Annotated in this window: 21 protein-coding genes; 16 read left to right on the top strand and 5 right to left on the bottom strand. The window is 50.7% G+C overall.

Going from position 1 to position 22,852, the window contains the following annotated elements:
• Nucleotides 1-198 precede the first annotated feature (198 nt).
• A complete protein-coding gene (ytxJ, locus tag ASF12_RS08005) occupies nucleotides 199-540 on the bottom strand; it encodes a bacillithiol system redox-active protein YtxJ (RefSeq protein WP_056031932.1) in 342 nt (113 codons plus the stop codon).
• 268 nt (nucleotides 541-808) lie between these two features.
• The gene (locus tag ASF12_RS08000; RefSeq protein ID WP_056031930.1) at nucleotides 809-1,495 is read right to left on the bottom strand and encodes a GntR family transcriptional regulator; all 687 of its coding nucleotides are present in this window, start codon (nucleotides 1,493-1,495) and stop codon (nucleotides 809-811) included.
• A 151-nt stretch (nucleotides 1,496-1,646) separates the two neighbouring features.
• Here ASF12_RS08000 and dapA point away from each other — a divergent pair, with 151 nt between their 5' ends.
• The 3 genes from dapA (at nucleotide 1,647) to ASF12_RS07985 (ending at nucleotide 4,268) form a co-directional block, all read left to right on the top strand.
• On the top strand, nucleotides 1,647-2,537 hold the full coding sequence (dapA, locus tag ASF12_RS07995; RefSeq protein WP_056031926.1) for a 4-hydroxy-tetrahydrodipicolinate synthase: 891 nt from the start codon (nucleotides 1,647-1,649) through the stop codon (nucleotides 2,535-2,537).
• Between the two features lie 123 nt (nucleotides 2,538-2,660).
• Nucleotides 2,661-3,746, top strand: a complete 1,086-nt coding sequence (locus ASF12_RS07990; RefSeq protein ID WP_056031923.1) for a sialidase family protein — start codon at nucleotides 2,661-2,663, stop codon at nucleotides 3,744-3,746.
• Between the two features lie 36 nt (nucleotides 3,747-3,782).
• On the top strand, nucleotides 3,783-4,268 hold the full coding sequence (locus tag ASF12_RS07985) for a YhcH/YjgK/YiaL family protein (RefSeq protein WP_056031920.1): 486 nt from the start codon (nucleotides 3,783-3,785) through the stop codon (nucleotides 4,266-4,268).
• 202 nt (nucleotides 4,269-4,470) lie between these two features.
• Here ASF12_RS07985 and ASF12_RS07980 read toward each other — a convergent pair whose 3' ends face one another.
• Nucleotides 4,471-5,958, bottom strand: a complete 1,488-nt coding sequence (locus ASF12_RS07980) for an MDR family MFS transporter (RefSeq protein ID WP_056031917.1) — start codon at nucleotides 5,956-5,958, stop codon at nucleotides 4,471-4,473.
• 205 nt (nucleotides 5,959-6,163) lie between these two features.
• Between ASF12_RS07980 and ASF12_RS07975 the strand changes: the two genes are divergently transcribed.
• Complete coding sequence (locus tag ASF12_RS07975; protein WP_056031914.1) at nucleotides 6,164-7,075, top strand: TetR/AcrR family transcriptional regulator; 912 nt, start codon at nucleotides 6,164-6,166, stop codon at nucleotides 7,073-7,075.
• On the opposite strand, the gene ASF12_RS07970 is transcribed toward ASF12_RS07975, so the two are convergent.
• Nucleotides 7,041-8,051 (bottom strand): zinc-binding dehydrogenase, encoded by a 1,011-nt coding sequence (locus tag ASF12_RS07970; protein WP_056031911.1) that lies wholly within the window; start codon nucleotides 8,049-8,051, stop codon nucleotides 7,041-7,043. The genes ASF12_RS07975 and ASF12_RS07970 overlap by 35 nt on opposite strands.
• A gap of 134 nt (nucleotides 8,052-8,185) precedes the next feature.
• Here ASF12_RS07970 and ASF12_RS07965 point away from each other — a divergent pair, with 134 nt between their 5' ends.
• The 7 genes from ASF12_RS07965 (at nucleotide 8,186) to ASF12_RS07935 (ending at nucleotide 16,959) form a co-directional block, all read left to right on the top strand.
• Nucleotides 8,186-9,058 (top strand): LysR family transcriptional regulator, encoded by an 873-nt coding sequence (locus ASF12_RS07965; protein WP_056031908.1) that lies wholly within the window; start codon nucleotides 8,186-8,188, stop codon nucleotides 9,056-9,058.
• Nucleotides 9,049-9,519, top strand: a complete 471-nt coding sequence (locus ASF12_RS07960; protein ID WP_056031906.1) for a GNAT family N-acetyltransferase — start codon at nucleotides 9,049-9,051, stop codon at nucleotides 9,517-9,519. Before ASF12_RS07965 ends, ASF12_RS07960 begins: the two co-directional genes overlap by 10 nt.
• Before the next feature lie 745 nt (nucleotides 9,520-10,264).
• Nucleotides 10,265-11,845 carry an extracellular solute-binding protein gene (locus tag ASF12_RS07955; protein WP_056031903.1) on the top strand — a complete coding sequence of 527 codons (1,581 nt, stop codon included), beginning with the start codon at nucleotides 10,265-10,267 and terminating at the stop codon, nucleotides 11,843-11,845.
• Nucleotides 11,846-11,923: 78 nt separating this feature from the next.
• Nucleotides 11,924-12,871, top strand: a complete 948-nt coding sequence (locus ASF12_RS07950) for an ABC transporter permease (RefSeq protein WP_056031900.1) — start codon at nucleotides 11,924-11,926, stop codon at nucleotides 12,869-12,871.
• Between the two features lie 11 nt (nucleotides 12,872-12,882).
• Entirely contained in the window at nucleotides 12,883-13,755 is an 873-nt protein-coding gene (locus ASF12_RS07945) for a carbohydrate ABC transporter permease (RefSeq protein WP_056031898.1), read from the top strand.
• Between the two features lie 21 nt (nucleotides 13,756-13,776).
• Complete coding sequence (locus ASF12_RS07940) at nucleotides 13,777-15,123, top strand: four-carbon acid sugar kinase family protein (RefSeq protein ID WP_056031894.1); 1,347 nt, start codon at nucleotides 13,777-13,779, stop codon at nucleotides 15,121-15,123.
• A 39-nt stretch (nucleotides 15,124-15,162) separates the two neighbouring features.
• Nucleotides 15,163-16,959, top strand: a complete 1,797-nt coding sequence (locus ASF12_RS07935; protein ID WP_056031891.1) for a sigma-54-dependent transcriptional regulator — start codon at nucleotides 15,163-15,165, stop codon at nucleotides 16,957-16,959.
• 232 nt (nucleotides 16,960-17,191) lie between these two features.
• Here the strand turns inward: ASF12_RS07935 and ASF12_RS07930 are convergent, their stop codons facing one another.
• Entirely contained in the window at nucleotides 17,192-18,022 is an 831-nt protein-coding gene (locus tag ASF12_RS07930; RefSeq protein WP_056031888.1) for a sugar phosphate isomerase/epimerase family protein, read from the bottom strand.
• Nucleotides 18,023-18,429: 407 nt separating this feature from the next.
• On the opposite strand from ASF12_RS07930, the gene ASF12_RS07925 reads away from it, so the two are divergent.
• The 5 genes from ASF12_RS07925 to ASF12_RS07905 all read left to right on the top strand — a co-directional run bounded on the left by ASF12_RS07925 (nucleotide 18,430) and on the right by ASF12_RS07905 (nucleotide 22,803).
• Nucleotides 18,430-19,470 (top strand): copper amine oxidase N-terminal domain-containing protein, encoded by a 1,041-nt coding sequence (locus ASF12_RS07925; RefSeq protein ID WP_056031885.1) that lies wholly within the window; start codon nucleotides 18,430-18,432, stop codon nucleotides 19,468-19,470.
• A 227-nt stretch (nucleotides 19,471-19,697) separates the two neighbouring features.
• Complete coding sequence (locus tag ASF12_RS07920) at nucleotides 19,698-20,222, top strand: VanZ family protein (protein ID WP_056031882.1); 525 nt, start codon at nucleotides 19,698-19,700, stop codon at nucleotides 20,220-20,222.
• 185 nt (nucleotides 20,223-20,407) lie between these two features.
• Nucleotides 20,408-21,850, top strand: a complete 1,443-nt coding sequence (locus ASF12_RS07915) for a nicotinate phosphoribosyltransferase (protein ID WP_081418668.1) — start codon at nucleotides 20,408-20,410, stop codon at nucleotides 21,848-21,850.
• A gap of 58 nt (nucleotides 21,851-21,908) precedes the next feature.
• Nucleotides 21,909-22,397 carry a translation initiation factor IF-3 gene (gene infC / locus ASF12_RS07910; RefSeq protein WP_056031879.1) on the top strand — a complete coding sequence of 163 codons (489 nt, stop codon included), beginning with the start codon at nucleotides 21,909-21,911 and terminating at the stop codon, nucleotides 22,395-22,397.
• Between the two features lie 103 nt (nucleotides 22,398-22,500).
• Nucleotides 22,501-22,803, top strand: coding sequence for a hypothetical protein (locus ASF12_RS07905; protein ID WP_056031876.1), 303 nt, complete (start codon nucleotides 22,501-22,503; stop codon nucleotides 22,801-22,803).
• Nucleotides 22,804-22,852: the final 49 nt, after the last annotated feature.

Genomic DNA, 22,852 nt, shown 5'->3' with positions numbered 1-22,852 from the left:
AAGGGACAGCTTTATTGCAAATGAACCCTATTCAGCGGGAAGCGGTTAGAAAGGCACTTAGAAAGGCATTTACTGCCGACAGGCATAGAAGGAAGCCTGACCCTTCGCACATACCAAAAAGACCGAGCCGCTTGCGAAAACAAGCGGCCCGGTCTTTAAGCTTTTACAAAAGAAAGCTATTTTGCAGTTACCATTCGATTAGTCAAGAACCGCTGTAATATGCTCGGACGTGATCGCCCAGTGCGTAGCGCTCCAAACCTTCTCTTGATTTTGGATAAAAATAATTTGCGGCGACTCGTGCTTAACCGACGTATCTTCAGCGATTTTGTTCGAAACCGGACGGGATTCGATAACCTTAACAAGGACATAATCCGTATCCTGACGCGGGTTAGCGTCCAGATAGGCTGTGAACTCGCGGTGCGCGTTCGCACTCACCGGGCAAGTCGTACTATGCTTGAAAACAACAAGGGCCCGGTCTTTCGAGCCTTCCAAAGCGGCATCCCATTGCTCAGTTGAATCTATTTCACGATATTGTGTCATTTGTAACACTCCTTTTGTCTGTTAATCAATAATAGATATTAGCTTACTTCCCTTTATTGTACCCTTCTCCGAGCAAAAAGTCATCTTGCCATTTAATTGGGCAGGGCGCAAAGAGAAGGATTGACGAGGCTGAGGGGTTAAGCTATATTATAAGCATTAAATGATGTATACAACATTTATCATTAAAGGTTGTAAAGGTTATCAAGCGCTAAACGGCAAAACCAATAATCAGAAAAAAGAAAAAAGAATGACCGAATGCAAATTCGTGCTAAATGGAGCCGCCATTTGCAGTGATTTTAGCGATAAGGCGATTTTTAGAGTCCTCCAGATGCTCACGAATGACCGCGCGCATTTGTTCAGCATCGCCAAGCTTTAGGACGGCAATGATGTTTTGATGCTGCTTAATGGCGGCAGCTACCATTTCTTTGCTGATGAGCGAGCTGCTTGCAGCGATGAAACGATAGTTCATCAGGCTTTTATAGATGGCTGCATTATGGCTGTTCCCGCCAAGCTGCATGAATTCCAAATGGAACAGCAGATTATAGTCTTTCTGTAAATACTGATCGAGCGGAAGTGCTTCTAGCTCGCTTAGTGACAGCTCGACAATGTGTTCCAGCCTGCTAATTTCTTCATGAAGCTGTTGCTTTGTGCAGGAGCTTAGCTTGTCCACCACCCAAAATTCCAGCATCATCCGCGTATCGGTAGCATTCATTACGTCTTGTATTTCAATGGCATTGACGAAGGTGCCGACCTTGGATACCGTCTTCACAAGGCCGTCCATTTCCAGACGGTTCAAGGCGTCGCGAATCGGCGTTCGGCTAACGCCAAGCTGTGCAGCCAGCTCAGGAATGAGCAGCTTCTGATTGCCGAGAAATTCACGGCGGATGATTTTTTCCTTTAATAGATTGTAGGTTTTGTCCCACAGGTTAGAATTATCAATTTTCGGCAAATCCATTTTGGAGCACCACGCTTTCAACAGTTTCTTCTTAAATCTTATATACATTATATTTGAGGGGGTGTCCAGTTTGGCATCGTAGTGCAGGCGAGCAGGCGGCATATGGCGCGAAATAAAATGTAAGGGCTTACCTTAAAAAGGAGGACTAGCGATGGAATTGGCGAAAGGTATAATTCCGGCAATGGTAACACCGTTCGATGAGCAGGAGGAGCTGAACGAGCAGGCGCTTTGTCTAATGGTGGAGCGGTTCATCTCTGCTGGCGTCCATGGATTGTTTTGTCTGGGCACGAATGGCGAGTTTTTCTCGCTTTCTTTCGAGGAGAAGGTGCGAATAGCGGAAATCATTGTGCGGGAAGCGAAGGGCCGCGTGCCGGTTTATGCCGGAGCAGGCTGTGCGAGCACACTGGAAACGGTTCGGCTTGCTAAGCGGCTGCAGGAAGCAGGCGTCGATGCGCTCTCGGTCATTACTCCTTATTTCCTTGCGTTTACACAGCAGGAGCTTATTTATCATTTTGAGCAGGTAGCGGCAGCGGTTGCGATTCCCGTCGTGCTGTACAACATCCCCGCCCGCACAGGGAATGCGCTGCAGCCCAAAACGGTAGCCGAGCTTGCGCAAATCCCGAATATTGTCGGCATTAAGGACAGCAGCGGCAGCTTTGATACGATTTTGCAATATATCGACCAGACACCTGATTCCTTCTCGGTGATGGCGGGAACGGACTCGCTTATCTTGCCGACACTTATGGCGGGCGGCAGCGGTGCGATTGCGGCAACGGCTAATGTGTTCCCGGCGCAGGTGGCGGCAATCTATGAGTATTTTCAGGCAGAGCGCTTTAGGGAGGCAGAGGAGGCGCAGCGGGTGCTGCGGGATTTGCGGAGTGCCTTTTCTTTGGGCACGCTACCTTCTGTGCTGAAGGCGGTGCTGAATGAGATCGGCGTGCCCGCCGGTCCATCGCGACGTCCGGTAGCGCCGCTGACACCGGCAGCGTATGGCGATTTGAAGCAAATGGTTGAGAAGTACCGGCAGCAGGGACTTTTATGAAAAAATAAGCCTTGCTCGGTTGCACGCTTGCAGGCCGCTTTACTTATGCTTACTGCGAAACGGGCCTTTGCCTTCGCTTCACCGCAAATAGCGCGTTTACGCCAGCCCAAGGGGGATGACGAGATGAGTCGATACATGAAGCCAGTGAAACCACAGCAGCTACAGCATATTGAAATTTACCGCAAAGACAATGAGTTTTGCTCTTGGCCTTTTAATGGTGGTTTGTGGAAAATAAGTGAAGGGAACATTTTGCTCGCGTTTATGAACATTGACTGTGACTATCAGATTCCAGGAAACCTGAACCATGACCGGGTAGAAACCTTCGGGCGCATTGCTGCTGTCCGTACGCTTGATGGCGGCCGCACCTGGCAGGAGGCCGCGCAAATCGCCGACAATTACAAGCTGCTGGATCAGCTCCCGTATGGCAAGCCGCATACGTTCGAGGAGGGCTTCGATTTCTCCGACCCCAATACGCTGCTCGAATGCTGGTGTACGCCGAACTCCGCTGTTGATCACGCCCAGGCGTGGGTGAAAATGTCGCGTGACGCAGGCGCGACCTGGAGCGAGCCAGTGATGCTACCGGATTGTGGCATTCCCCGCTATCAAGGCAGGCCATCGTATATTGTGAGGCCAGATGGTGTTGTGCTGCTCTTTCTGACGGCAAGGCCGCGAAATAATCCGCATGATCGCCCCGTCGTCTTCGCTTCGTTCGATGATGGCTGCAATTGGTCGCTTGTGTCATTAATGCCACATAGCGAGGAGTATCGGATGATTTGCCCATCCCCCGTTCTCATGAAAGATGGCGTCATTATGGTTGCAGTCAGATGCAAGCCGGCGATGGTGGCGGCATGGTGCGAACTTTACGCCTCGGACGATGGCGGGCTGACGTGGCGCTTCGTCTCGCGGATCAACGACCATGGCGATACGGTGCATTTGACGCTGATGGAGGATAGCAGGCTGTTTGCCGTCTATGGCTTCAGAAGGCCGCCATTTGGCATTCGGGCAAGGGTAAGCGAGGATAATGGGCTAAGCTGGGGGCCAGAGCTGATTTTACGTGATGATGGCGGCAGCAATGATCTTGGCTATCCGCGGGCTGTCGAGACGACCGCCGGAGAAATTTTGGCGACTTATTATTTCAATGATGCGAAGGATTCCATTCAACAAAGAGGCGGCGTTCGCTATATTGGCGGCACAATACTCAGACCGTAACATGGGATGAATTCATTTATAAAGGAGCGGACTAGGATGATCATTAGCGATTTGCGCAGCTGGGAGCAGGAGCCGGGCTGGCTGCCGCCATTTCGGCAGGCACTGGCTTGGCTGGAGCAGGAAGTGACGGAGAATACACCGGCTGGAAAATATGAAATCGATGGCGAGCGCTTATTTGTGCTCGTCCAGCATGTGGAGACCCGTCCGGCGGAAGAGCAGCTGGCGGAGTCTCACAAGCAATATATCGACATTCAGCTGCTGCTGAAAGGTCGGGAGCTCATTCGCGTCGCCCGCGATAATGGGGAAGCAGTCGTTACAGCAGACGAGCTGGACAGCCGCGACCGATTGTCGTATAAGGAAGTAAGCGATGAATCGGACATCGTGCTTACGCCCGGCATGTTTGCCGTCTTTTTCCCGCATGATATCCACCGTCCATGCTGCAGCGTTGAAGCGGAAATGACGATACGCAAGGCGGTCGTGAAGCTGCATGTTTCGCTGTTCGAGAATTCGGCGGTTTCTTAACTAAGAAGAGAGTATGAAATAAGCGGTATTATAAGTAGCATCATCAGCAAAGGCACCTATGATTTGAACGCTCAGATCGCAGGTGCCTTTTTGCATTTTGCATGTAAATAAATGAAGGCTGACTCCTGCAGCGTGCAGGAATCAGCCTTCATTTATTTATTCATTTGTTTATTCATTTACTAAACAACAATGTCTCTTAAAATTAATGGCCCATCATCATCGCAGGGTCCGGTGCATCTTCCTCTTGCTCATGATCATCCTTGAGCTTCGGCTTGCGCAAAATTGTGCTCAATAATACGCCTGCTATCGCGATGCCTGCTGCGAGTAAGAAAGTATCGCCAAATGCCAGAGAGGTGCTTTCCAGCATGTTGCCGCCTGCTCCCGCTTCCGTAATATGCGCAGTCGCTTGAGAGGAGAAATAGCCGGTCAGTCCAGCTATTGCAAAGGAAGTAACGACCTGCTGGCTAGCTGAAGTCAGAGGCGTTACGCGGCTGACGAGTCTGCGCGGCGCAGAATTCAGCACATGGGTGTTAAGCGGCATCATCGACAAGCCCATGCCCATACCCATCATGCCAAGTGGAATCATTACCATAACAATGGCTGTATCCACATGAATCCGGGACAACAAGAACAGGGCAATCGTAATCACCGACAAACCGGCCATAGCTAACGGGCGAGCTCCCCATTTATCGAACAGCCGTCCGCTGATTGGCATGAAAATCATCGAGCAGATCGCCATCGGCAGCGTCGTTAGACCACTCTCAAGCGGAGTGAAATCCCTCACGGTTTGCAAATACAGCGGAATCATCAGAATCGAACCGAACAAGGCAATTTGTGAAATCCATGATAAAATAATACTGCGAGTAAAATCGGACGAGCGGAAAACACGCAGCTCCAGCAGAGGCTGCTTCTGAAGCAGCTCAACGATAATAAATAGAATAAGTGCCGATCCGCCTACGATGAGTCCGGTCAACGTTCTGGCCGAGCTCCAGTCGGTACCACCTTCGCTAACGCCGAATGCCAGCATAGAAAAGGCGATAGGGGCCAAGATCATCCCGATAATATCGAGAGCAGGCGTTTTTTGACGTTCAAGCTTCGGCAAATATTTCATACCGACGAATAATGCGGCAATACCGATTGGCAGGTTGATTAGAAAAATCCAGTGCCATGAGGCAAAGCCGATCAGCCAGCCGGACAAAATCGGGCCAATCGCAGGAGCGAGCAGCATAGGAATGCCGAGCATGCCCATAACAGCTCCACGTTTGTTGGCAGGTGCCATTTTGAAAATCATCGCCATCCCGATCGGGGATACCATGCCGCCGCCAATGCCTTGAAGCACGCGGAACAAGATCAGCTGCTCTGGTGTTTGCGCAAGTGCGCAGAGAACAGAGCCTAGCGTAAACAGGGCAATGGTAATTAGAAAAATCCGCTTGGCGCCAAATTTATCGGTCATCCATCCGGCAAGCGGAATAACGGCGGATAAAGCAAGGGTATAGCCCGTGATCGTCCATTGGATCGTCTTGAGCGAGCTGTCGAAATAATGCTGCAAATTAGGAACGGCAACATTGACGACGGTACTGTCCAAAATAACCATCATCATCCCAATAATGACGGCAAGAAGCGGCGCCAATATCGATTTGATGGAAAATTCCGGCTCTGAGGCTAACTGTGAAGCATTTGGTGTAGACATGTGTAGGCTCCTCGCCCTCTCTTGGGTTTTGTATGCCGATCTTAGCTCAAAGAAATAGACAGGCTAGCGAGCCGCTCCTTGACGAAGAAGGAGCAGATTTCGTAAGATTGACTCATGGTTTCTTTGTAAAACTGATCGGTCACGCTAGGCTTTATTTTATCGATTTTTTGCTGAAAGTCAAATGATTTTGAGAGAAGGGATTTTATTGAGCCTGATTAGAGACAGAATTATTGAGTCGGCCGTTCGCCATTTTATGGAGAAGGGCTATGTGGCGACATCGATTCAGGATATTTCCGATGATTGCGGAATCGCCAAAGGCTCCTTATATAAATATTTTCCGTCGAAGGAAGAACTATTCAAGGAAGTTCATAAAAGTCGGCAGCAGCTGCTGGATGATCAGCTTTCAGGGATTCTTAAGGAAGAGGGGCTCACGCCTCGTGAAGTTTTTGTGCGGGAAACGGAAGTGACGCTGGAGTTTTTTATGATCAATAAGTTTATTATGCAGGAAATTAAGGAATTAATTAAAACGAAAAAGGAGCTGGCCCCCTTTTTCATCCAAATGAGATCGATGATGTACGACCTTCATAAAAACAGTCTGATCCGCTTGCTTGGTGAACAAATAAAGCCTCATATTTGGGATATGGTGACGGTATATGGCGGGATCATCAAAGAGTTTAACTTCCTGATGATTTTTGAAAATAGACCGATCCGCATCCGGGATATCACCCTCTTTGTTTTAGAGCGGATGGAGGAAATGGCTGCAAATATTTTGGCCAAGCAGGAGAAACCGATTTTAACGGACGTGTTGATGTTCGATATGATAAGCCAAGAAATGAAGAGCAAACAGATATCGATGGAAGAGAAGCGCAGCCAATTGCTGGACGCCTTGCTCGCTGTCATTAAGGAGCTGGCCATTACAGGCTCCAGACGGATCCAACTCGTCGATGCGACCGAGGCGCTTGCTGAGGAATTTGCACGTGACCATCCAAAAGCGGTCATTATTCAGGCACTGCTTGGATTGCTCCAGCAGGAGCATGAGCTTAGGAGCCTCACCTTCCAGCTGGAGAAGTATGTGATGAAGCTTAAGAAGGAACATGAGGACCCTCAGCCATGCTAATTCCGATGTTGCCATACTGCTCGCCGCGGTTCATACGTTCAAAGGCCTTTTTGATCTGAGGAAGCTTGTACATGCGGTCAATGACTGGGCGCAGTTGGTGCTGCTCGACAAATGCAAGCATAGCGGCAAATTCCTCGCGGCTGCCCATGGAAGTGCCGATTATACTGATTTGAGAGAAAAATAGCGCCCGGATCGGAATCGTGATTTCATCCCCGGAGCTTGCGCCGAAGGTGACGATGCGTCCGTTCGGCTTGATAACCTCGAAATATTGCCCGAAGGTTGCTGGCCCAATGCTGTCCAGAATCAGATCGACGGCCTGCTGCCCCAAGCTGCTGCGCCAGTCGCTATGGCTGTCCAAAGCGAAGCTCGCTCCTTGTTCGACAGCAGCTTGCTGCTTGGTTTTGCTGCGGGAGGTTACACTTACCGTTGCCCCTGCTGCTAGCGCCATCAGCATGGCGAAGGTAGCAACCCCGCCGCCAATGCCGGGGATCAAAACATGCTCGCCCCGCCGCAATTGCCCTTTGGTGAACAGCGCCCGGTAGGCGGTCAAGGCGGATAAGGGAAGCACACCAGCTTCCTCCCAGCTTAAATAGGCTGGCTTGGGGAACACATTTGCCGCTGGAACAATAACATATTGGGCCAATGTGCCGTTTGAGGGACCGCCTAATATAGCGGGTACTGGAGGAACTTCATCTGTTTTTTCCCAGCCTATGCAAGGATGAATAATCACTTCATCGCCAACAGCGGCACTGCTGACCAGACTGCCGACTGCCTCAACGATTCCTGTGCCGTCCGAGCCGAGAAAGAACGGAGCGTCTGATGCCGTTCGCCCCGCCATTAGAAATAAATCCCGATGGTTGATTCCAGCCGCCATCAGCCGTATTTTCACCTCGCCAGTCCCCGGATTGAGATCGGCACTTTCCTCGTATTGCAGTCCTTCAATCCCGCTTGCTTCTCTATGTGAAATTGCCTTCATCCAAATTCCTCCTGCCATTAATCGTTGATGTAGCCCTTAGCTAAACGAATTGTACACAGCGAAAATCATCAAGTAAAATGATTGAATTAGATAGTCGCTATCACAAATAATCATAGTAGAAAAGAGTGGACGAGATGGAAAGCGGGGATTTGCGAATATTCCGTGCAGTTGCCCGCGAGGGCAGTGCGACGAAGGCGGCAGAAGCGCTTAACTATGTGCAGTCTAACGTAACGACCCGAATTCAATATTTGGAGTCGGAGCTGGGGCTCCCGCTATTCGTTCGCTCCAATCGAGGGATGGCTTTAACGGAGGCGGGCGAAAATCTGCTGCAATACGCTGACCGTATATTGGCCTTGCTGGATGAAGCGGCTCGTACAACCAAATATGGCGAGCAGCCAGTCGGGCCGCTGCGAATTGGCTCTATTGAGACGGCCGCATTGACGCATTTGCTTCCGCTATTTAGCCGCTATCAGTCTGAGTTTCCTGCTGTCCAGCTATCTCTAGCTACAGGCGGAACCCATTCGCTCGTGCAAAAGGTTGTTAGAGGCGAGCTTGATGGCGCCTTTGTTTATGGTCCGATTGAGGAACGGAATATCAGCTGTGTACAGGCATTTTCTGAGGAGCTGGTACTCGTATCCGAAGCGGGCAAGGATAATATGGCCGAGCTGCTGGCTAAGCCGATGCTGTTTTTTGACGTGGGCTGTACACATCGGACGAGGGCCGAGCATTTTTTACACGAAAGCGGGCGGACTTCCTATGAAATTCGCGAGTTCGGCACATTGGATTTAATCGTCAAAGGAGTGTCGGCGGGCTTTGGTGTCTCCCTGCTGCCAAAATCCGCAATCGCCAAGGCGGCAAAGGAAGGTATAGTCTCCTTTCATCAACTGCCGGAAGCGTATAGGGACCTGCCTGTCGAATTTATTTTTCGCTCAGACATGAAAGGTTCAAGCGCCTTATTAAGCCTGGTCACGATGATTGGAGAAAGGGAGAGCGATCCATGCAGCTAAGAGAAATAGAGGAGCGAGACAATGCTCAGGTGGAGTCGTTGATCCGGACCTGCCTGATTGAGTTTGGAGCAGACAAGCCCGGTACAGCCTGGGCCGACCCTGCGCTAGGCGATTTTTATCGTTTGTATCATCAGGACGGTGCGAAATATTGGGTGGTGGAGAAAAATAACAAGGTCATTGCCGGCTGCGGCATTGGCCCTGTTAAAGGTTTCCCAGCCATTTGCGAGCTGCAAAAAATGTATGCTCTGCCGGAGGCGCGAGGCACAGGTGCTGCTCTTCGGCTGCTGGACGTTTGCTTGGCCTTTGCCCAGCTTCATTATGAGCAATGTTATTTAGAGACGCTTGCGAGCATGGCCGCGGCCAATAAATTTTATAAAAAGCATGGCTTTGTGCAATTGGAGCAGCCTTTGGCGGGAACCGAGCATTTTGCCTGCGATGCCTGGTATATGAAAGCTCTATAATCCTGTGACAGCACTACAATGCGTTCACACGCGAAAAAAGCCCACCTTGAGGAGTGGGCTTCTTTACGCTATTACCATTCCATATGTCTACCATGCAAAAAAGGGCTCTATTCCATCGGGAAGTTGTCCCATGGCCATTTATTTTTGTGAGCGCCCCGTACCCAGTCCTCGGAGAAGCTGACATATTTAATATGCGTTCGGTTCCCGTATGCAAAGCAGGCATGGATCATTCCGTCCTTTGATTGAATGAGAGACGGGTATTCATAACGCCGGTTGTATTGGGTGTTCAGTTCCCCGCAATAATGATCGCCCGTTTCGATATGCCGCATATAGATATTGGCATTACTGTTGCTAAATGAAACGAAACAATGGAGAATCTATGCAGACTCAATATGTAAGCGCTTTAATTTCATGCTACAGCCTTTATTTTTTAAAGTCAATGCTCTAATTTCATTATAAAATGAGGCATCTGAAGCGATGATGCTTCAACTAAAGGAAAGGAAATCACTACTAATTGTTGCAAATGCCAAAAGGTAAACTTCGCCAGAAGCGGGAGTTTAGAAAAAATGATTGCAATTTGCTCTATTTTGCGATAATTTAGATACAAGAAAGCGATTACATTTCACAGGAGGTCAATCAATTTACCGGAATGTGTTGTAATAAGCAACATTCAATGAAGCGGAGATGTTCAAATTGTTAGTGCTTACTTATGCAAGCCAAATGACAATTGGGGGAGAATGCTCAAATGAACAACAAATGGAATTGGAAATCCGTTACAACGATGTCGATGGTACTGCTTCTTGCATTGACCGCTTGCTCCAATGGAGGAAATAAGGCGGCTCCGTCAGCTTCAACGGGTACAAATGAGGGATCGGCCGGAGGGACGACAACCTTTTCCTATATGATGGCGGGAAAATATACGAATTGGCTACAGGATTTGAATTGGTACCCTGTGCTTGAGGAAAAGACGAATACGAAGGTTGAACTGGTGAATGGCGGTGAAGATGATGATGCTTACAAGAAAAATTTGGAGCTCAAAATCGGCTCCGGCCAGTTCCCGGATTCCGGCATCGTCTCGCTGGCACAATCTGAGGTATATGGCGGACAAGGGCTGTTCATTGATCTAAAGCCTTATATTGATAAATTCGCGCCCAATATTAAAGCTTATCTGGATGCGAATCCGGATTATGCCAAGCTGATGACGACGAAGGATGGCGAAATTTTTGGCTTGGCGCAGGAATATCCGACGATATCGAATGTAACCTTTTACCGGGCGGATATGTTTGAGAAGGCGGGCATTACGGCGAACCCGACGACGGTTCAGGAGTTTACAGATGTACTGAAAAAGCTGAAGGAAGCGTACAAGGACACAGCCAATTTTTACCCATTCACAGGGCGAGACGGCTTTTTGAAGTTTCAGGAAGCTTTTGCGGCTAATGACAAAATCGTCGATGGCAAAGTGCAAGGCATTTATGAGAATGGCAAAGGATCGGATATTTATTCACCGGGCTTTAAATCGCTCATCGAGTGGTATGCGCAAATGTACCAAGATAAGCTCATTGATCCAGAATGGGTAGCAGGCACTGCGACCGAGGAATCGTGGCAGACGAAAATGCTGACGGGCCAAGGCGCAATCAGCAGCGACTTCTTCACACGTCCATCGTGGTTCATGAACAACGGCGGACCGGAAAATGATCCGAAATACAGCATTAAAGTAATGGAACCGTTCAAAGACGCTGACGGCAATCAGACGATGCTGCCCCCAACTGAGGAGAAATACAGAATGGACCGGGTTTTCGTCATTAATGAGAAGGCGGAGGACAAAGCGGAAGGCATTATCAAATTTATGGATTACATGTTCTCGGATGAGGGCAGAACGCTGATGGACTACGGTGTAGAAGGCAAGTCGTATAAGGAGGAAGGCGGCAAGAAGACATTTACCGTCAAATTCGAGGAGCAGGGCAATAAGCCGATTGGCACGCCGGTATGGAACTTCCTTCAGGATCGCCTGACGTTCCCGGTACCTGTCAACAATGAAGCGTATTACCAGTGGATGGATGATTTGACGAAGTCTTTTGCAACAACGTTTTTCGATAAATATACATCCAAGGAATTCAGCTCGCTGAAATATTCAACGGATCAATTGAAAGAAAGAACGGTGCTTCTCGCGAATGTGAAGCAGGCGCTTAATGCGGCGCTTGTGAAATTCATCAGCGGCCAGCGCAGCCTGACGGAGTGGGATGCTTTCCTCGGCGAAATGGAGCAGGCAGGCTACAACAAGCTGACCGAAATCGACCAGGCCGCATACGACGCTATGTCTAAATAAGCTTTAGGCGGCTCCTTTCGCTCCGGCGTAGGGGAAGAGAGGGGCTGCCCTTCAATTTGAATCCAGAGGTGGGCTGAGATGAGCTCAATCGTAAAACGGGCAACATCCAAAAACAGCGGACTGCTTAAGCGGATGTGGGACGCCAAAATTTTATATTTGATTTTGCTGCCGGGTCTGGTTCATTTAATTCTATTCAAGCTGCTGCCGCTGTTCGGGCTGGTCATAGCGTTTCAGGATTACAGCATTTTCAAAGGCATAATGGGCAGCAAATGGATTGGCCTCGAGCATTTCAGCAAGTTCATGAGCGACCCTTATTTCTGGAAGCTGGTCAGAAATACATTGCTGCTCGCTTTTTTCAATTTGCTGTTTGTGTTTCCGATTCCGATTATTTTCGCCTTGTTCGTTAACGAGGTGCGGCTGTCGGCGGTGAAGCGTTTCGTGCAAACGCTCAGCTTCTTCCCCTATTTTATTTCGTCAGCGGTTATCGTTTCGATTTTGTATAAAGTGCTGTCGCCGCAGGGTGGACTGGTGAACCAAATGCTGAATTTCGCAGGTTTTGAAAGCGTATTCTTCATGGCTGATCCCGGCTGGTTCCGCCCGCTGTACGTCATGCTTAACGTATGGCAGCTATTCGGCTACAGCGCCATTATTTATATGGCGGCGATGACGAGCATCGACCCGCATCTGTATGAAGCAGCGGACATTGATGGCGCGAACCGATTTAAGAAAATTATTCATGTGACGCTGCCGTCGATTTCCAGCACGATTGTCGTCATGTTCATTTTGGCTATCGGCCAAATATTGACCGTCGATCTGGATAAAATTTTGCTTATGTACAATCCGAGCATTTACGATACGGCGGATGTCATTCAAAGCTACGTGTATCGCCAAGCGTTCGCAAGCGACGGCTTCCCGAATTACAGCTTTGGCGCGGCTGTTGGCCTGATGCAGTCTGTCATTGCTTTCGTGCTCGTGATGATGGCGAATAAAGTATCGAAAAAATATTCCGAGTCCCGGTTGTTCTAGGAGGCGGCAAGATGAAGAAGTTTAGCTGGTTTGATCTGATCAACAACACTTTGCTTGTCCTTGTCGCCTTGCTGTGCGTCTATCCGTTCGTGCTCATAATGGCCACATCCTTAAGCGACGGCAAAGCGGTCGTGGCAGGCTCGGTATATTTGCTGCCGAAGGGCATCAATCTCGAAGCTTACAAATATATACTCGGCAATGAACGGCTTGGGGTAACGGCAGGGCTGCTGAATTCTTTATTTTATACGGTCGTTGGCGGCTTTGTGGCGGTGCTGGTGACGTTCATGACGGCCTACCCGCTGTCGCGCAAAAGGCTGGTTGGGCGCTACACGATTATGCTCCTGTTTCTATTCACTTGGGTGTTCGAGGCGGGAATCATTCCGAACTATATCGTCTATAACGGGCTGGGGCTGGTCAATTCCTGGCTGGTCATGATTTTGCCGATGGCGGTCAACACCTTTCTGCTCATTATTACAAAATCCTTCCTCGACGAGCTGCCCTATGAGCTGGAGGAGGCGGCCGTTATCGATGGCGCGAACGATTGGCAAATCATGTGGCGGGTGTTTTTCCCGCTCAGCAAGCCGATTATTGCAACGATCAGTGTATTTAATGCCGTCTACATTTGGAATCAGTTCCTCATTCCGATGATTTATTTGCAGGACCGCAGCATGCAGCCGATTACGGTCATTCTCTACAATATGATTATTAATTCCAGCAAGGGCGGTACTTCGCTTGAAAATATTACGGTAAACGGCGTGCAGCTGCTGCCGCAAAACCTGCAAGCGGCCTCGATTTTTCTTGCGGTTGTGCCGATTTTGCTTATCTATCCGTTTACGCAAAGGTTTTTCACGAAAGGAATGCTGCTTGGTTCGGTCAAAGGCTGATCTTGGACGCGGGGTGATGACTTGAAAATTGCAATAATCGCAGATGATTTTACAGGCGCTAACGACTCGGGCGTTCAGTTCGCAAGAAGCGGTCTCAAAGCTTCGGTTCTGCTTAATTTTGATGAAAACACAGCCGCAGCCCTCGATGACGACGTTGTGATTATAGATACGGACAGCCGCTCGCTTGGTGCTCAAGAGGCTTATGATCGCGTGCGGACGGCGGCTGAATATGTGAAGACGAAGCCATTTGATGTGATTTTCAAAAAGGTGGACTCGACGCTCAGAGGCAACTTTGGTGCAGAATTCGATGCGCTGCAGGACGTGCTTCAGCCAAATTTTATCGTCTGTACGCCTGCCTATCCGGAATATAACCGTACGGTGAGGGACGGTTCCTTATATTTAAATGGACAATTGCTGCATGAGACGGAATTTGCGCTTGATCCGAAGACGCCGATTACCATCTCCGGCATTCCTGAGCTTATTCGCAGGCAATCCGAGCGTGCAGTGGCTCAGATTTCGAGCGCAGATATGGCGCTTGGTCACGCGCATTTGAAGCAAAGGCTTGCTGAACTGGCTGCTGAAGGATGCCGTTATCTCGTATTTGATGCGCAAAGCGAGCAGGAGCTGCGCGGGATCGTATCGCTGTTTGAGGGGCTTGAATATCGCATCATATGGGCAGGTTCGGCTGGATTGGCAGGGTGCCTGACAACAGCTGGCGGTACCGTTCATGAAGCGGTGCTTGAGCTGGCGACGAGTGATGCCCCAGTGCTTGCTGTTATCGGGAGCGTCAATTTTAAGACGCGCCAGCAGCTCGCCTTGCTGCTTGCTGAGCCGCAGGTTGCTGGTATTCGGCTGGCGGCGCATGTCATGGTTGCACCTGATGCGGCTTGCAACGCCGAGCTAAAGCGCGTATACGCTGCGGCGGCACTTGCCTTGCAGCAGGGGAGGCCAGTCGTGCTCTATTCCTCCGGCGAACAAGAAGAGATCAAGCTTGCAATGGAAGCTGGAAGCAAGCTGGGCATGGGACAGACGGAAGTCAGCGACAGGATTGCGGAAGCGCTTGGCCGTACGGCCGCACAGCTGGTTGAGGCGTATGGCTTGAATCGCCTCATCTTGACGGGAGGCGATACGGCGAAGCAGTTTTGCCGCTTCGCCGGTATGGAGAAGTTCCGCCTGCAGGGCGAAGTGGAGACGGGCGTGCCGATTGGGTTATTTTCAGGAGCAAAAGAAGTGTATGGGGTAACGAAGGCGGGCGGCTTCGGCTCGGGCGATGTATTCGTCCGCACGCTGCACCTGCTGCAAGGAGGAGGGGGTGGCAGCACGCCGCACCCTGCCGGGCACAATACTGTTCATTCGGATCGCGTTTAGCTATAATGAGTGTATTAAACTGCAACGGTGATGATGAGGATGAAAATAAAAATAGTAGTAGTTGCCCCTTACCCGGGGCTCGTGGAGCTGACAACAAGCTTGCGGGAAGAGCTGAAGGAATTCGAAATCAAGGTGCTACAGGGCGATTTATCCGAGGTGCTGCCGCTTATGAACCGCATCCATCTGGACGGTTACGATGTCATTATTAGCCGGGGCGGAACGGCTCGCCTGCTGCGCAAGCATTCGTATTTGCCCGTCATTGACATTCAGGTGTCCGGCTTTGATATTATGCGGATTTTAATGGTTGTGAAGGGCTATCAGGCCAAGATCAAAATGATCGGCTTTCCTAATATTATAGAGGGCTTTATTTCGGTATCCGGTTTAATGGAGGTTGATATTCCTTATGCCTCGGTTCAACAGGAGAGCGAGGTGGACGAGGCGCTGCGGCTTGCGAAGGCTGAGGGCGTCAAAGTCATAGTAGGCGATAACATTACGGTGCGCAAAGCCAATGAACATGGCATGCAGGGCGTGCTCATTACGTCTGGGCGCGAGTCGGTGCTTGAAGCGTTCGCTCAGGCGAAGCAAATTTATAAAGTGTCGGAAAGCTACAAGCAGAAGAAGCTCGCTTTCGAGCGGCTGCTGGACACGATGGATACTGGCTATGCCATTGTGAATGACAAGGGCATTATCCAATTTTCTAATGAAGCTTTTAATGCGTGGTTCCACTTGCCTGAAAATCAAACCGGGCTGTACGCCGATTATCCCGTATTCAGCCGTTATATGGCTGATTTGGACAAGGGCGTTGCTTTGGAGCTGCTCGTGCAGCTGGATGGGCAGCGCCAGGTCGCCGTATCTGGCGGCAAAATGAATGATGATGCTGGTGGCGGCATGTTTTATTTGAAGGTTCGCCCTGTAGAGCAGCCAGGCTCTGGCATAACGATGATGTACACAAGCAAGCAAGATAATGCCTTCCCGCCGCTCGTAATGACCGATCATGAATTTGCCGGGCAGTCGCCTTCCGAGCGTGCTTACCCGCTTGCTGTGTTTGGCGAGACGGGAGCAGGCAAGCGGTTGTTTGCGATTAAGCGCTGGAGCTCCATGCCGCAGAGCGGCAGTGAAATGATTGAACTGTCCGTCACAAAGCGTTATGATGCAGCAGCGCTCGCTGCGTTAAGGAAGCTGCTGTCAACGGACAATGAGGAGCTTATTATTTATATCCGCGGTGTTGACCAGCTGTCGCTGGCTGATCAGCGCGAGCTGGCGCCTGTGCTGGCCGCAGCGCCGGGCAAAATCATATTATCGTTTGACCGCAGTCCACTGGAGCTGAAAAGCAGCAATGCGCTAGACGTCAAGCTCTATGATACGTTTGCCGGGCGAATTGTCAGCATGCCTCCGCTGCGGGAGCGGCTGGATGATCTGGACGAATACATCCGCACGTTCCTCATTATGTACAACGAGCGTTATGGCAAGCAAATTGTCGGCCTGCGCCCGGAAGTAATGGAGGCGCTGCGCACACATGAGTGGCGCGGCAATTTGTTCGAGCTGCGCAACGTCATTGATCAATTTGTCAGAAGCTCCGACGGCGAATATGTGGAAGCGGAGCGAGTGGAGCTGCTGAAGCAGGCGGGCTCCGGCTTAGGTGCCGGGGGCCATGAAAGCTCCGAGCATTCTTCTGAAGCAGGCGGGCTTGATTTGAGCAAGACGCTTGATGAGATTGAATATGATATTATTCGCACAGTGCTGGAGCAGGAGGATATGAACCAATCTGCTGCTGCCAAGCGTCTGGGCATTAACCGCTCGACGCTGTGGCGCAAAATGAAGCCCTCCGGCTCATAAACGATTGAAGTCTCCGGCTCACCATGGGTGTATTGGATATAACATGTAAGTTGCATGCAAGCAAGAAGAAGCCTTTCCCTCCCGTATGGATAACGGTAGAGAAAGGCTTCTTCCTTATGCGAGCAGCAACGCTATGTATGATACAAATACGTCATTGCTAATTTATTTAATGCGTCAGACCACTTAGTGGGTAGCCGTTAGCCTATTCGCTAGCTGTCTTTCTTATGAATAACTAAGCGATATAAGGCTGAACCACAGCCTTCACCCGCTCCAGCCCCTCCCACATATCTCCCGGCCCATCATAGACGAGCACGTATGCGCCATCAAAACCGGAAGCTTGTACCTGATCAAGGCAGCGGCGAAGCTCGTCCTGATCGGGATATCCATGCTCATTATTTATCGCTTTCACATGAATGGATACGCTGTGCACAGCTGTGCGGCCAATATCCTCATATTTGGCTGGTCCGCTGAAATTTCCGAAATCCGTAATGAGATCAAGCGAATCCCCTGCCTGTTCCAGCAGCTCCATACAGCTGTCGCCGACACTCGTAAGCCATTTAAAGTTTTCGGTTACGATCTTCACCCCGCGCGCGGCGCCGTAATCCACCAGCTTAATTAAAGCTTCGGCAGACTGGCGAATGGCCGCGTGATCGGTTGGCTCTGCTTCGCCGGCGATAATGCGGACCTGCTTGGCCCCACAAGCTGCCGCTACGTCGATCCATTGCTGCATGAGCTGATAGTCAGCTTCTCGGCGTGCCGCCTCGGGAGAAGTGAGATCGCCATAATCGACGAGCAGTGTGTCAAAGGATAGACATGCAGCCGAAAAAGAATCTCTTAGCTGCTGCAAATAAGCGGCTTCCGTAGATGGGAAATGGAAATGGCATACCTCGATGGCTTGATAGCCTTTGGCTGCTGCGACAGCTGGCAGCTCCAGCAGTGTCAGCTCCAAGGGCTGCTCATGATCAGTCGTTTGGTGGGTTTGCGTTTCGGCATCCCAGGACGTCCAATGAAGCGGGCCAAGCAGTCTATGCAGGCTCCAGCTGTTCAGCGATAAATATGACATACAACATCCCGCCTTATCTTTTCATGTGGATTAGGAGCTGCGAGGAAATTAGCGGTACTTTATTTCGTCGCAGTCTCTTACATTATAAGGTTATTGTACCATGCGCAAAATTTGCCGCAAGAGACTTTCCTTTTTTCGCAATGCCTTGCAGTGGGCTGAAAGGAGCTAGGACAATGGGGGCCAAATGCAATAGGTGGCGAGAATAATGTCGAATCCAATCGAATGAGGGCTGAATGCGGACTGAATGTGGACAAAACCCGATTTTGAATATAAGAGCCGAGTCCCTTGCTGCTGCTTCCCATTTAAGAGATGATTTTAGGAAAAGCACGGTTTCTATTTTGCTTGCTGCTGGCTAAGCCATCTGGGAGCAAGGGAGCCGGGCGAGGAATGGAGTGAACGACTACCCAATGAAAACATTTAAAATTAAATCTGTTATGCTTCTCGGCCTTATGCTTTGCATGCTGCTGCCTCATGCGGCCTCGGCGCAGGGCGATTCCAGTTCCAATAAAGCGATTGTTGCACAGCCGCTTCCCGTCAGCCTGGCCTTTGATGGACAGAAGCTGGAGTTGCCAAGCGGTCAATACGTATTTGAATATAAGAGCCGGACTTATGTTCCAGTTAGATTCGTCTCTTATGCGCTTCAAAAGACGGTGAAATGGAATAGCGAGACGGCGACGGTAACGGTAGCTGAACCAACGGCGGAAGAAGCGGCGGCATTGAAAAAGCAGCTTGCTGGCGCGATTGCGGATGATGAGGCTGCCGCTGCGGCGACTGCTTCACCAGTATCAATTAGACTGACAGAGGTGCAGGCTTCCTTCGTGTTTGAAGGAAAGGAGCAGGCTTTGCCTGCGAATCAGTCCGCTTTTTATTACAAAGGGTCGATTTATGTGCCGATCCGCTTTATGGCGGAAGCATCCGGCGCTGCAATTAAATGGGATAGCAAGACAGGCGCTGTAACTGGCGAAACGGCCGCTTATCAGCAGGAGCAGGCCGAAGCAGGCGGCAGTGGAGGGAGCGGCGAAGGCTCGGCGGGAGCCGGCAGCACGCAGCCAGGTACCGGGGAAGGCAGCCAGCCAGGCACCGGAGGAAGCAGCCAGCCTGGTACAGGCGGCGGCGGAGCAGTCGACAATACGCCGAAGGTGGCGTATGAGGTTATTACAAGCGAGGCAGAGGGCAAGCTTGATACGCTCAAAACCGAAGCGACCTCGACGCTGACGAATTTGTATATGTCGTTTGTGGCAGCGCGAGATGAAGCAACGAAGGAGCAGCTGAAGCTGCAGGCCCAGACGGAGGTTGCCCGGATCAAAAGCGATTTCGAAGCGATATTAGCGGATACGGCAGCCAAGCTGACGGCTAACGGCCACAGCACAGCTGTTATTGCGGAGTACCGCGCCGCATTTGAGAAGGATTTGGCGACTGTGCTTTCCTATGCTGAATCGTTGGCGTAATGCCCTGAATGCCATAAGAAGCTCCTTCTAAAGCGGGCAGGTCGCTTCGAGCGATGTATAGCCAGTCGATGAAAGGTCCCCGATCCAAAGTCGGGGGCTTTTCGTTTATTTTTAACAGGTTATGCGTGCGCAAGTTGTAGGTCGGAAAGAAAATTTGATACAATTAGGATCAATCATGAAACGTTTTGTTTCGAAAGAGCGGAATGAAGGGATAGGAGCTGATCAAGGTGGAAACTAGGAGCAATCGTTATATAATAGGAATATGGCTTGTTGTTTTGGCAGCTTGGATTTTGTTTGTTTTTCATCTCTCCTCGCAGTCCTTCGACCAGCAGACGATTAGGCCAAAGCTGCAAGCGTGGATCGGGAAGGAGCAGCTGATCCGGCTGTTGCCTGATTTGTCGATCACGTATTTAGGCAAGACGATTGAGGCCAAAACGAATCCGTATCATTTTGTCGAATTTGTTTTTCGCAAGAGCGCCCATCTGTTCGTTTATGCTATGCTAGGAGCAATCTGGTTTATGCTGCTGCGCGTCGTCATGAAGGGACGTATGCTTGCGCCAGCGATGCTGTCGCTTTTAGCGGCGGTGACCTTGGCAGCGCTCGATGAGCGAAACCAATTAACCAGCCTGAACCGAACGGGCAATCGTATGGATGTGGTCGTTGATTTTACAGGAGCGTGCATCGGAATTGTGGTGTGCCTGCTTCTGCTGGCAATGGTAAAGCTGTTATACAGAAAAGGAAGGTCGCGTTAAATTAAAATATAGGATTGGATATGATCTTCACTTCCTTTCCCTATATTTCTCGGACTGTAACGCGCTGCTCCGCCAAAGGATGACGACAGCCGTTTCACCTTGAAAGCGCCGCCGTTCATCAGGCATGGACACTCCTTCTTCGCAGCCCCTGTCAGACATCATTTAGAACGGAGTGACTTGTGTCTGTGAATAGCGCAAATTTAACGCTGCATACGGATAAATACCAAATCAACATGATGTATGCGCATTGGAAAAATGGAACGGCAGATACGCCAGCGGTATTCGAGGCGTATTTCCGCAAGCTGCCTTTTGGCAATGGATATGCTGTATTTGCGGGACTTGAACGCATTGTAAAATATATAGAAGAGCTATGCTTCGGGGAAGAGGAGCTTGCGTATTTGGCTGAGCAGGAGGAGCAGTACGAGCCCGCTTTTCTCGAACGGCTGCGGCAGTTCCGTTTCAAGGGCAGCATGTACGCGATGGAGGAAGGCACGGTCGTCTTTGCGGGTGTGCCGCTCATTCGCGTGGAGGGCACCATATTTGAATCGCAGCTTATTGAGACGGCGCTGCTGAACTTCATGAATTACCAGACGCTGATTGCGACGAAAGCGTCGCGTATTGTGCAGGTTGCGGACGGCGATACGCTGCTGGAGTTTGGGACAAGACGGGCGCAGGAGGCGGATGCTGCCGTGTGGGGCGCGCGTGCCGCTTATATTGCCGGCTTCCACGCTTCGTCCAATATGCGGGCGGGGATGCTGTTCGGCATCCCGGCTAAAGGGACACATGCCCACTCCTGGGTGCAGGGACATGATACCGAGGAAGAGGCTTTCATGAAATATGCCGAGGCGCTGCCGGATCAAGTGACGCTGCTCGTCGATACGTACGACACGCTGGAAAGCGGCGTGCCGAATGCAATTAAGACGGCTCGCTGGCTGGAGAGCCAAGGCAAGCAGCTCAGCGCGATTCGCCTCGACAGCGGCGACCTTGCGCTTCTATCCAAGGAGGCGCGCAAGCAGCTGGATGCTGCGGGGCTGCCGCATGTGAAGATCGTCGCATCGAATGATCTCGATGAGACGCTGATCTTTAACCTCAAGGCGCAAGGGGCGCGCATTGATATCTGGGGCGTGGGCACGCAGCTGATTACCGCTGCGGACCAGCCTTCGCTGGGCGGCGTGTACAAGCTGACCGCACGCTGGAAGGACGGGCGTTACGTGCCCGTCATCAAGCTGTCTGCGAATCCCGAGAAGGTGACGACGCCGGGCCGCAAGGATGTGTTCCGTATCCGCAACCTGAATACGGGACTGGCGCGGGCTGATTATATTGCGTTATGCGGCGAGGAAGAGAAGCCGGACGGCAGCAGGCTTAAGCTATTTGATCCGCTGCACCCGTATATATACAAATACGTGAACAACTACGAAGCTGTCCCGCTGCTGAAATGTATTTTCGACAAGGGCAGTCTCGTTTATGAGCTGCCGTCCCTTTCGCAGGTTCGGCAGTTTCATCAGGAGCAGCTAAGCAGCTTCCTGCCGGAAGTGAAGCGCAAGCTGAATCCGGAATTTTATCCGATTCATCTAAGCGAGAAAACGTGGCAGATGAAGATGGACCTGATTCAGCAGCATCAAGAGTAGCTGCGCGATTAGCTGGGTAATGAGAATAGAACAGAGCAGCAGAAAGAAGGTTGTTACGATGCTGATGAATGAGAAAATCAAAGCTTCTGAGGTGGAGCTGACGGGCTTGAACGGCGAGCCGCTCGGTGTTGTTTCCCGCGCAGAGGCGCTCGCGCTGGCGAAGCAGCACAAGGCAGATCTCGTATGCCTGTCCATTATGAGCAGTCCGCCTCCCTGCAAGCTGATGGGGCGCGGTACAGCGAAGCAGGAGGCCAGCCAGGCCAAGCGGCAGGAGAAGGCACAAGGCCAGCCAGCGAAGGTAAAGGAGCTGCGTCTCGGCATTGATATTGAGCAGCATGATTACGACACTAAGCAGCGCCAGGCTGTGAAGCTGCTGGAGTCGGGCCATGCGGTGCAGCTCGTCGTGCGCGTTCAAGGAGGCAAGCAGGGGGCTGCTGGCAAGACGCTGCTGGAGCGCCTGCTCGCTGATCTTACAGAGCAAGGCAAGCCGCAGACAGGCATTCAAGTAAGCGGCAAGCAAGTAATGGTACAGGTCAATCCGTCGTGAATAGGCGCATCATTGCCGATTTAGCATATTTTGGGATGCCCGAAGCATAAAAATCGGTTATAGTAATTATACAGAGGTAAATACTAACGCTGAGGTGATTCTAATGCCATTAAAAACACGCATTCAAGAGCTTAAAGCTCAACTTCCGAAGGAACATCAGGAATTATCCCATTATGTAGAGCATGCCTTGCAGGCGTTGGAAAACTTTGAGACAGAGCATCGCCGTTTCGCTGCTGCACAGGCAGTAGCCGGAGTGAGAATTTCGGGCGCGGAGGAAATTGTCTTTTACGACACGATTGCCAAGATCAAGGAAGAGCTTGTGAACACCTTGCATAAGACAGTGGAGGACTACGTTCACAAAGGCGATAAAAATTGGAACAAAAACTTTAAAGACGGCATCGACTAGGACGTCAAGCTAAAACGCCAAGCTAAATAACCCAACTTTAAAAAAGCAA

The organism is Paenibacillus sp. Leaf72 (assembly GCF_001422685.1).
Lineage (GTDB): Bacteria > Bacillota > Bacilli > Paenibacillales > Paenibacillaceae > Pristimantibacillus.
This window is presented reverse-complemented; position numbering and strand designations above follow the sequence as displayed.

What these genes read in the sequence shown, in the direction of transcription:
- ytxJ (WP_056031932.1), bottom strand. Translation starts at nt 540, where the DNA reads ATGACACAATATCGTGAAATAGATTCAACTGAGCAATGGGATGCCGCT.
- ASF12_RS08000 (WP_056031930.1), bottom strand. Translation starts at nt 1,495, where the DNA reads ATGGATTTGCCGAAAATTGATAATTCTAACCTGTGGGACAAAACCTAC.
- dapA (WP_056031926.1), top strand. Translation starts at nt 1,647, where the DNA reads ATGGAATTGGCGAAAGGTATAATTCCGGCAATGGTAACACCGTTCGAT.
- ASF12_RS07990 (WP_056031923.1), top strand. Translation starts at nt 2,661, where the DNA reads ATGAGTCGATACATGAAGCCAGTGAAACCACAGCAGCTACAGCATATT.
- ASF12_RS07985 (WP_056031920.1), top strand. Translation starts at nt 3,783, where the DNA reads ATGATCATTAGCGATTTGCGCAGCTGGGAGCAGGAGCCGGGCTGGCTG.
- ASF12_RS07980 (WP_056031917.1), bottom strand. Translation starts at nt 5,958, where the DNA reads ATGTCTACACCAAATGCTTCACAGTTAGCCTCAGAGCCGGAATTTTCC.
- ASF12_RS07970 (WP_056031911.1), bottom strand. Translation starts at nt 8,051, where the DNA reads ATGAAGGCAATTTCACATAGAGAAGCAAGCGGGATTGAAGGACTGCAA.
- ASF12_RS07965 (WP_056031908.1), top strand. Translation starts at nt 8,186, where the DNA reads ATGGAAAGCGGGGATTTGCGAATATTCCGTGCAGTTGCCCGCGAGGGC.
- ASF12_RS07960 (WP_056031906.1), top strand. Translation starts at nt 9,049, where the DNA reads ATGCAGCTAAGAGAAATAGAGGAGCGAGACAATGCTCAGGTGGAGTCG.
- ASF12_RS07955 (WP_056031903.1), top strand. Translation starts at nt 10,265, where the DNA reads ATGAACAACAAATGGAATTGGAAATCCGTTACAACGATGTCGATGGTA.
- ASF12_RS07950 (WP_056031900.1), top strand. Translation starts at nt 11,924, where the DNA reads ATGAGCTCAATCGTAAAACGGGCAACATCCAAAAACAGCGGACTGCTT.
- ASF12_RS07945 (WP_056031898.1), top strand. Translation starts at nt 12,883, where the DNA reads ATGAAGAAGTTTAGCTGGTTTGATCTGATCAACAACACTTTGCTTGTC.
- ASF12_RS07935 (WP_056031891.1), top strand. Translation starts at nt 15,163, where the DNA reads ATGAAAATAAAAATAGTAGTAGTTGCCCCTTACCCGGGGCTCGTGGAG.
- ASF12_RS07930 (WP_056031888.1), bottom strand. Translation starts at nt 18,022, where the DNA reads ATGTCATATTTATCGCTGAACAGCTGGAGCCTGCATAGACTGCTTGGC.
- ASF12_RS07925 (WP_056031885.1), top strand. Translation starts at nt 18,430, where the DNA reads ATGAAAACATTTAAAATTAAATCTGTTATGCTTCTCGGCCTTATGCTT.
- infC (WP_056031879.1), top strand. Translation starts at nt 21,909, where the DNA reads ATGCTGATGAATGAGAAAATCAAAGCTTCTGAGGTGGAGCTGACGGGC.
- ASF12_RS07905 (WP_056031876.1), top strand. Translation starts at nt 22,501, where the DNA reads ATGCCATTAAAAACACGCATTCAAGAGCTTAAAGCTCAACTTCCGAAG.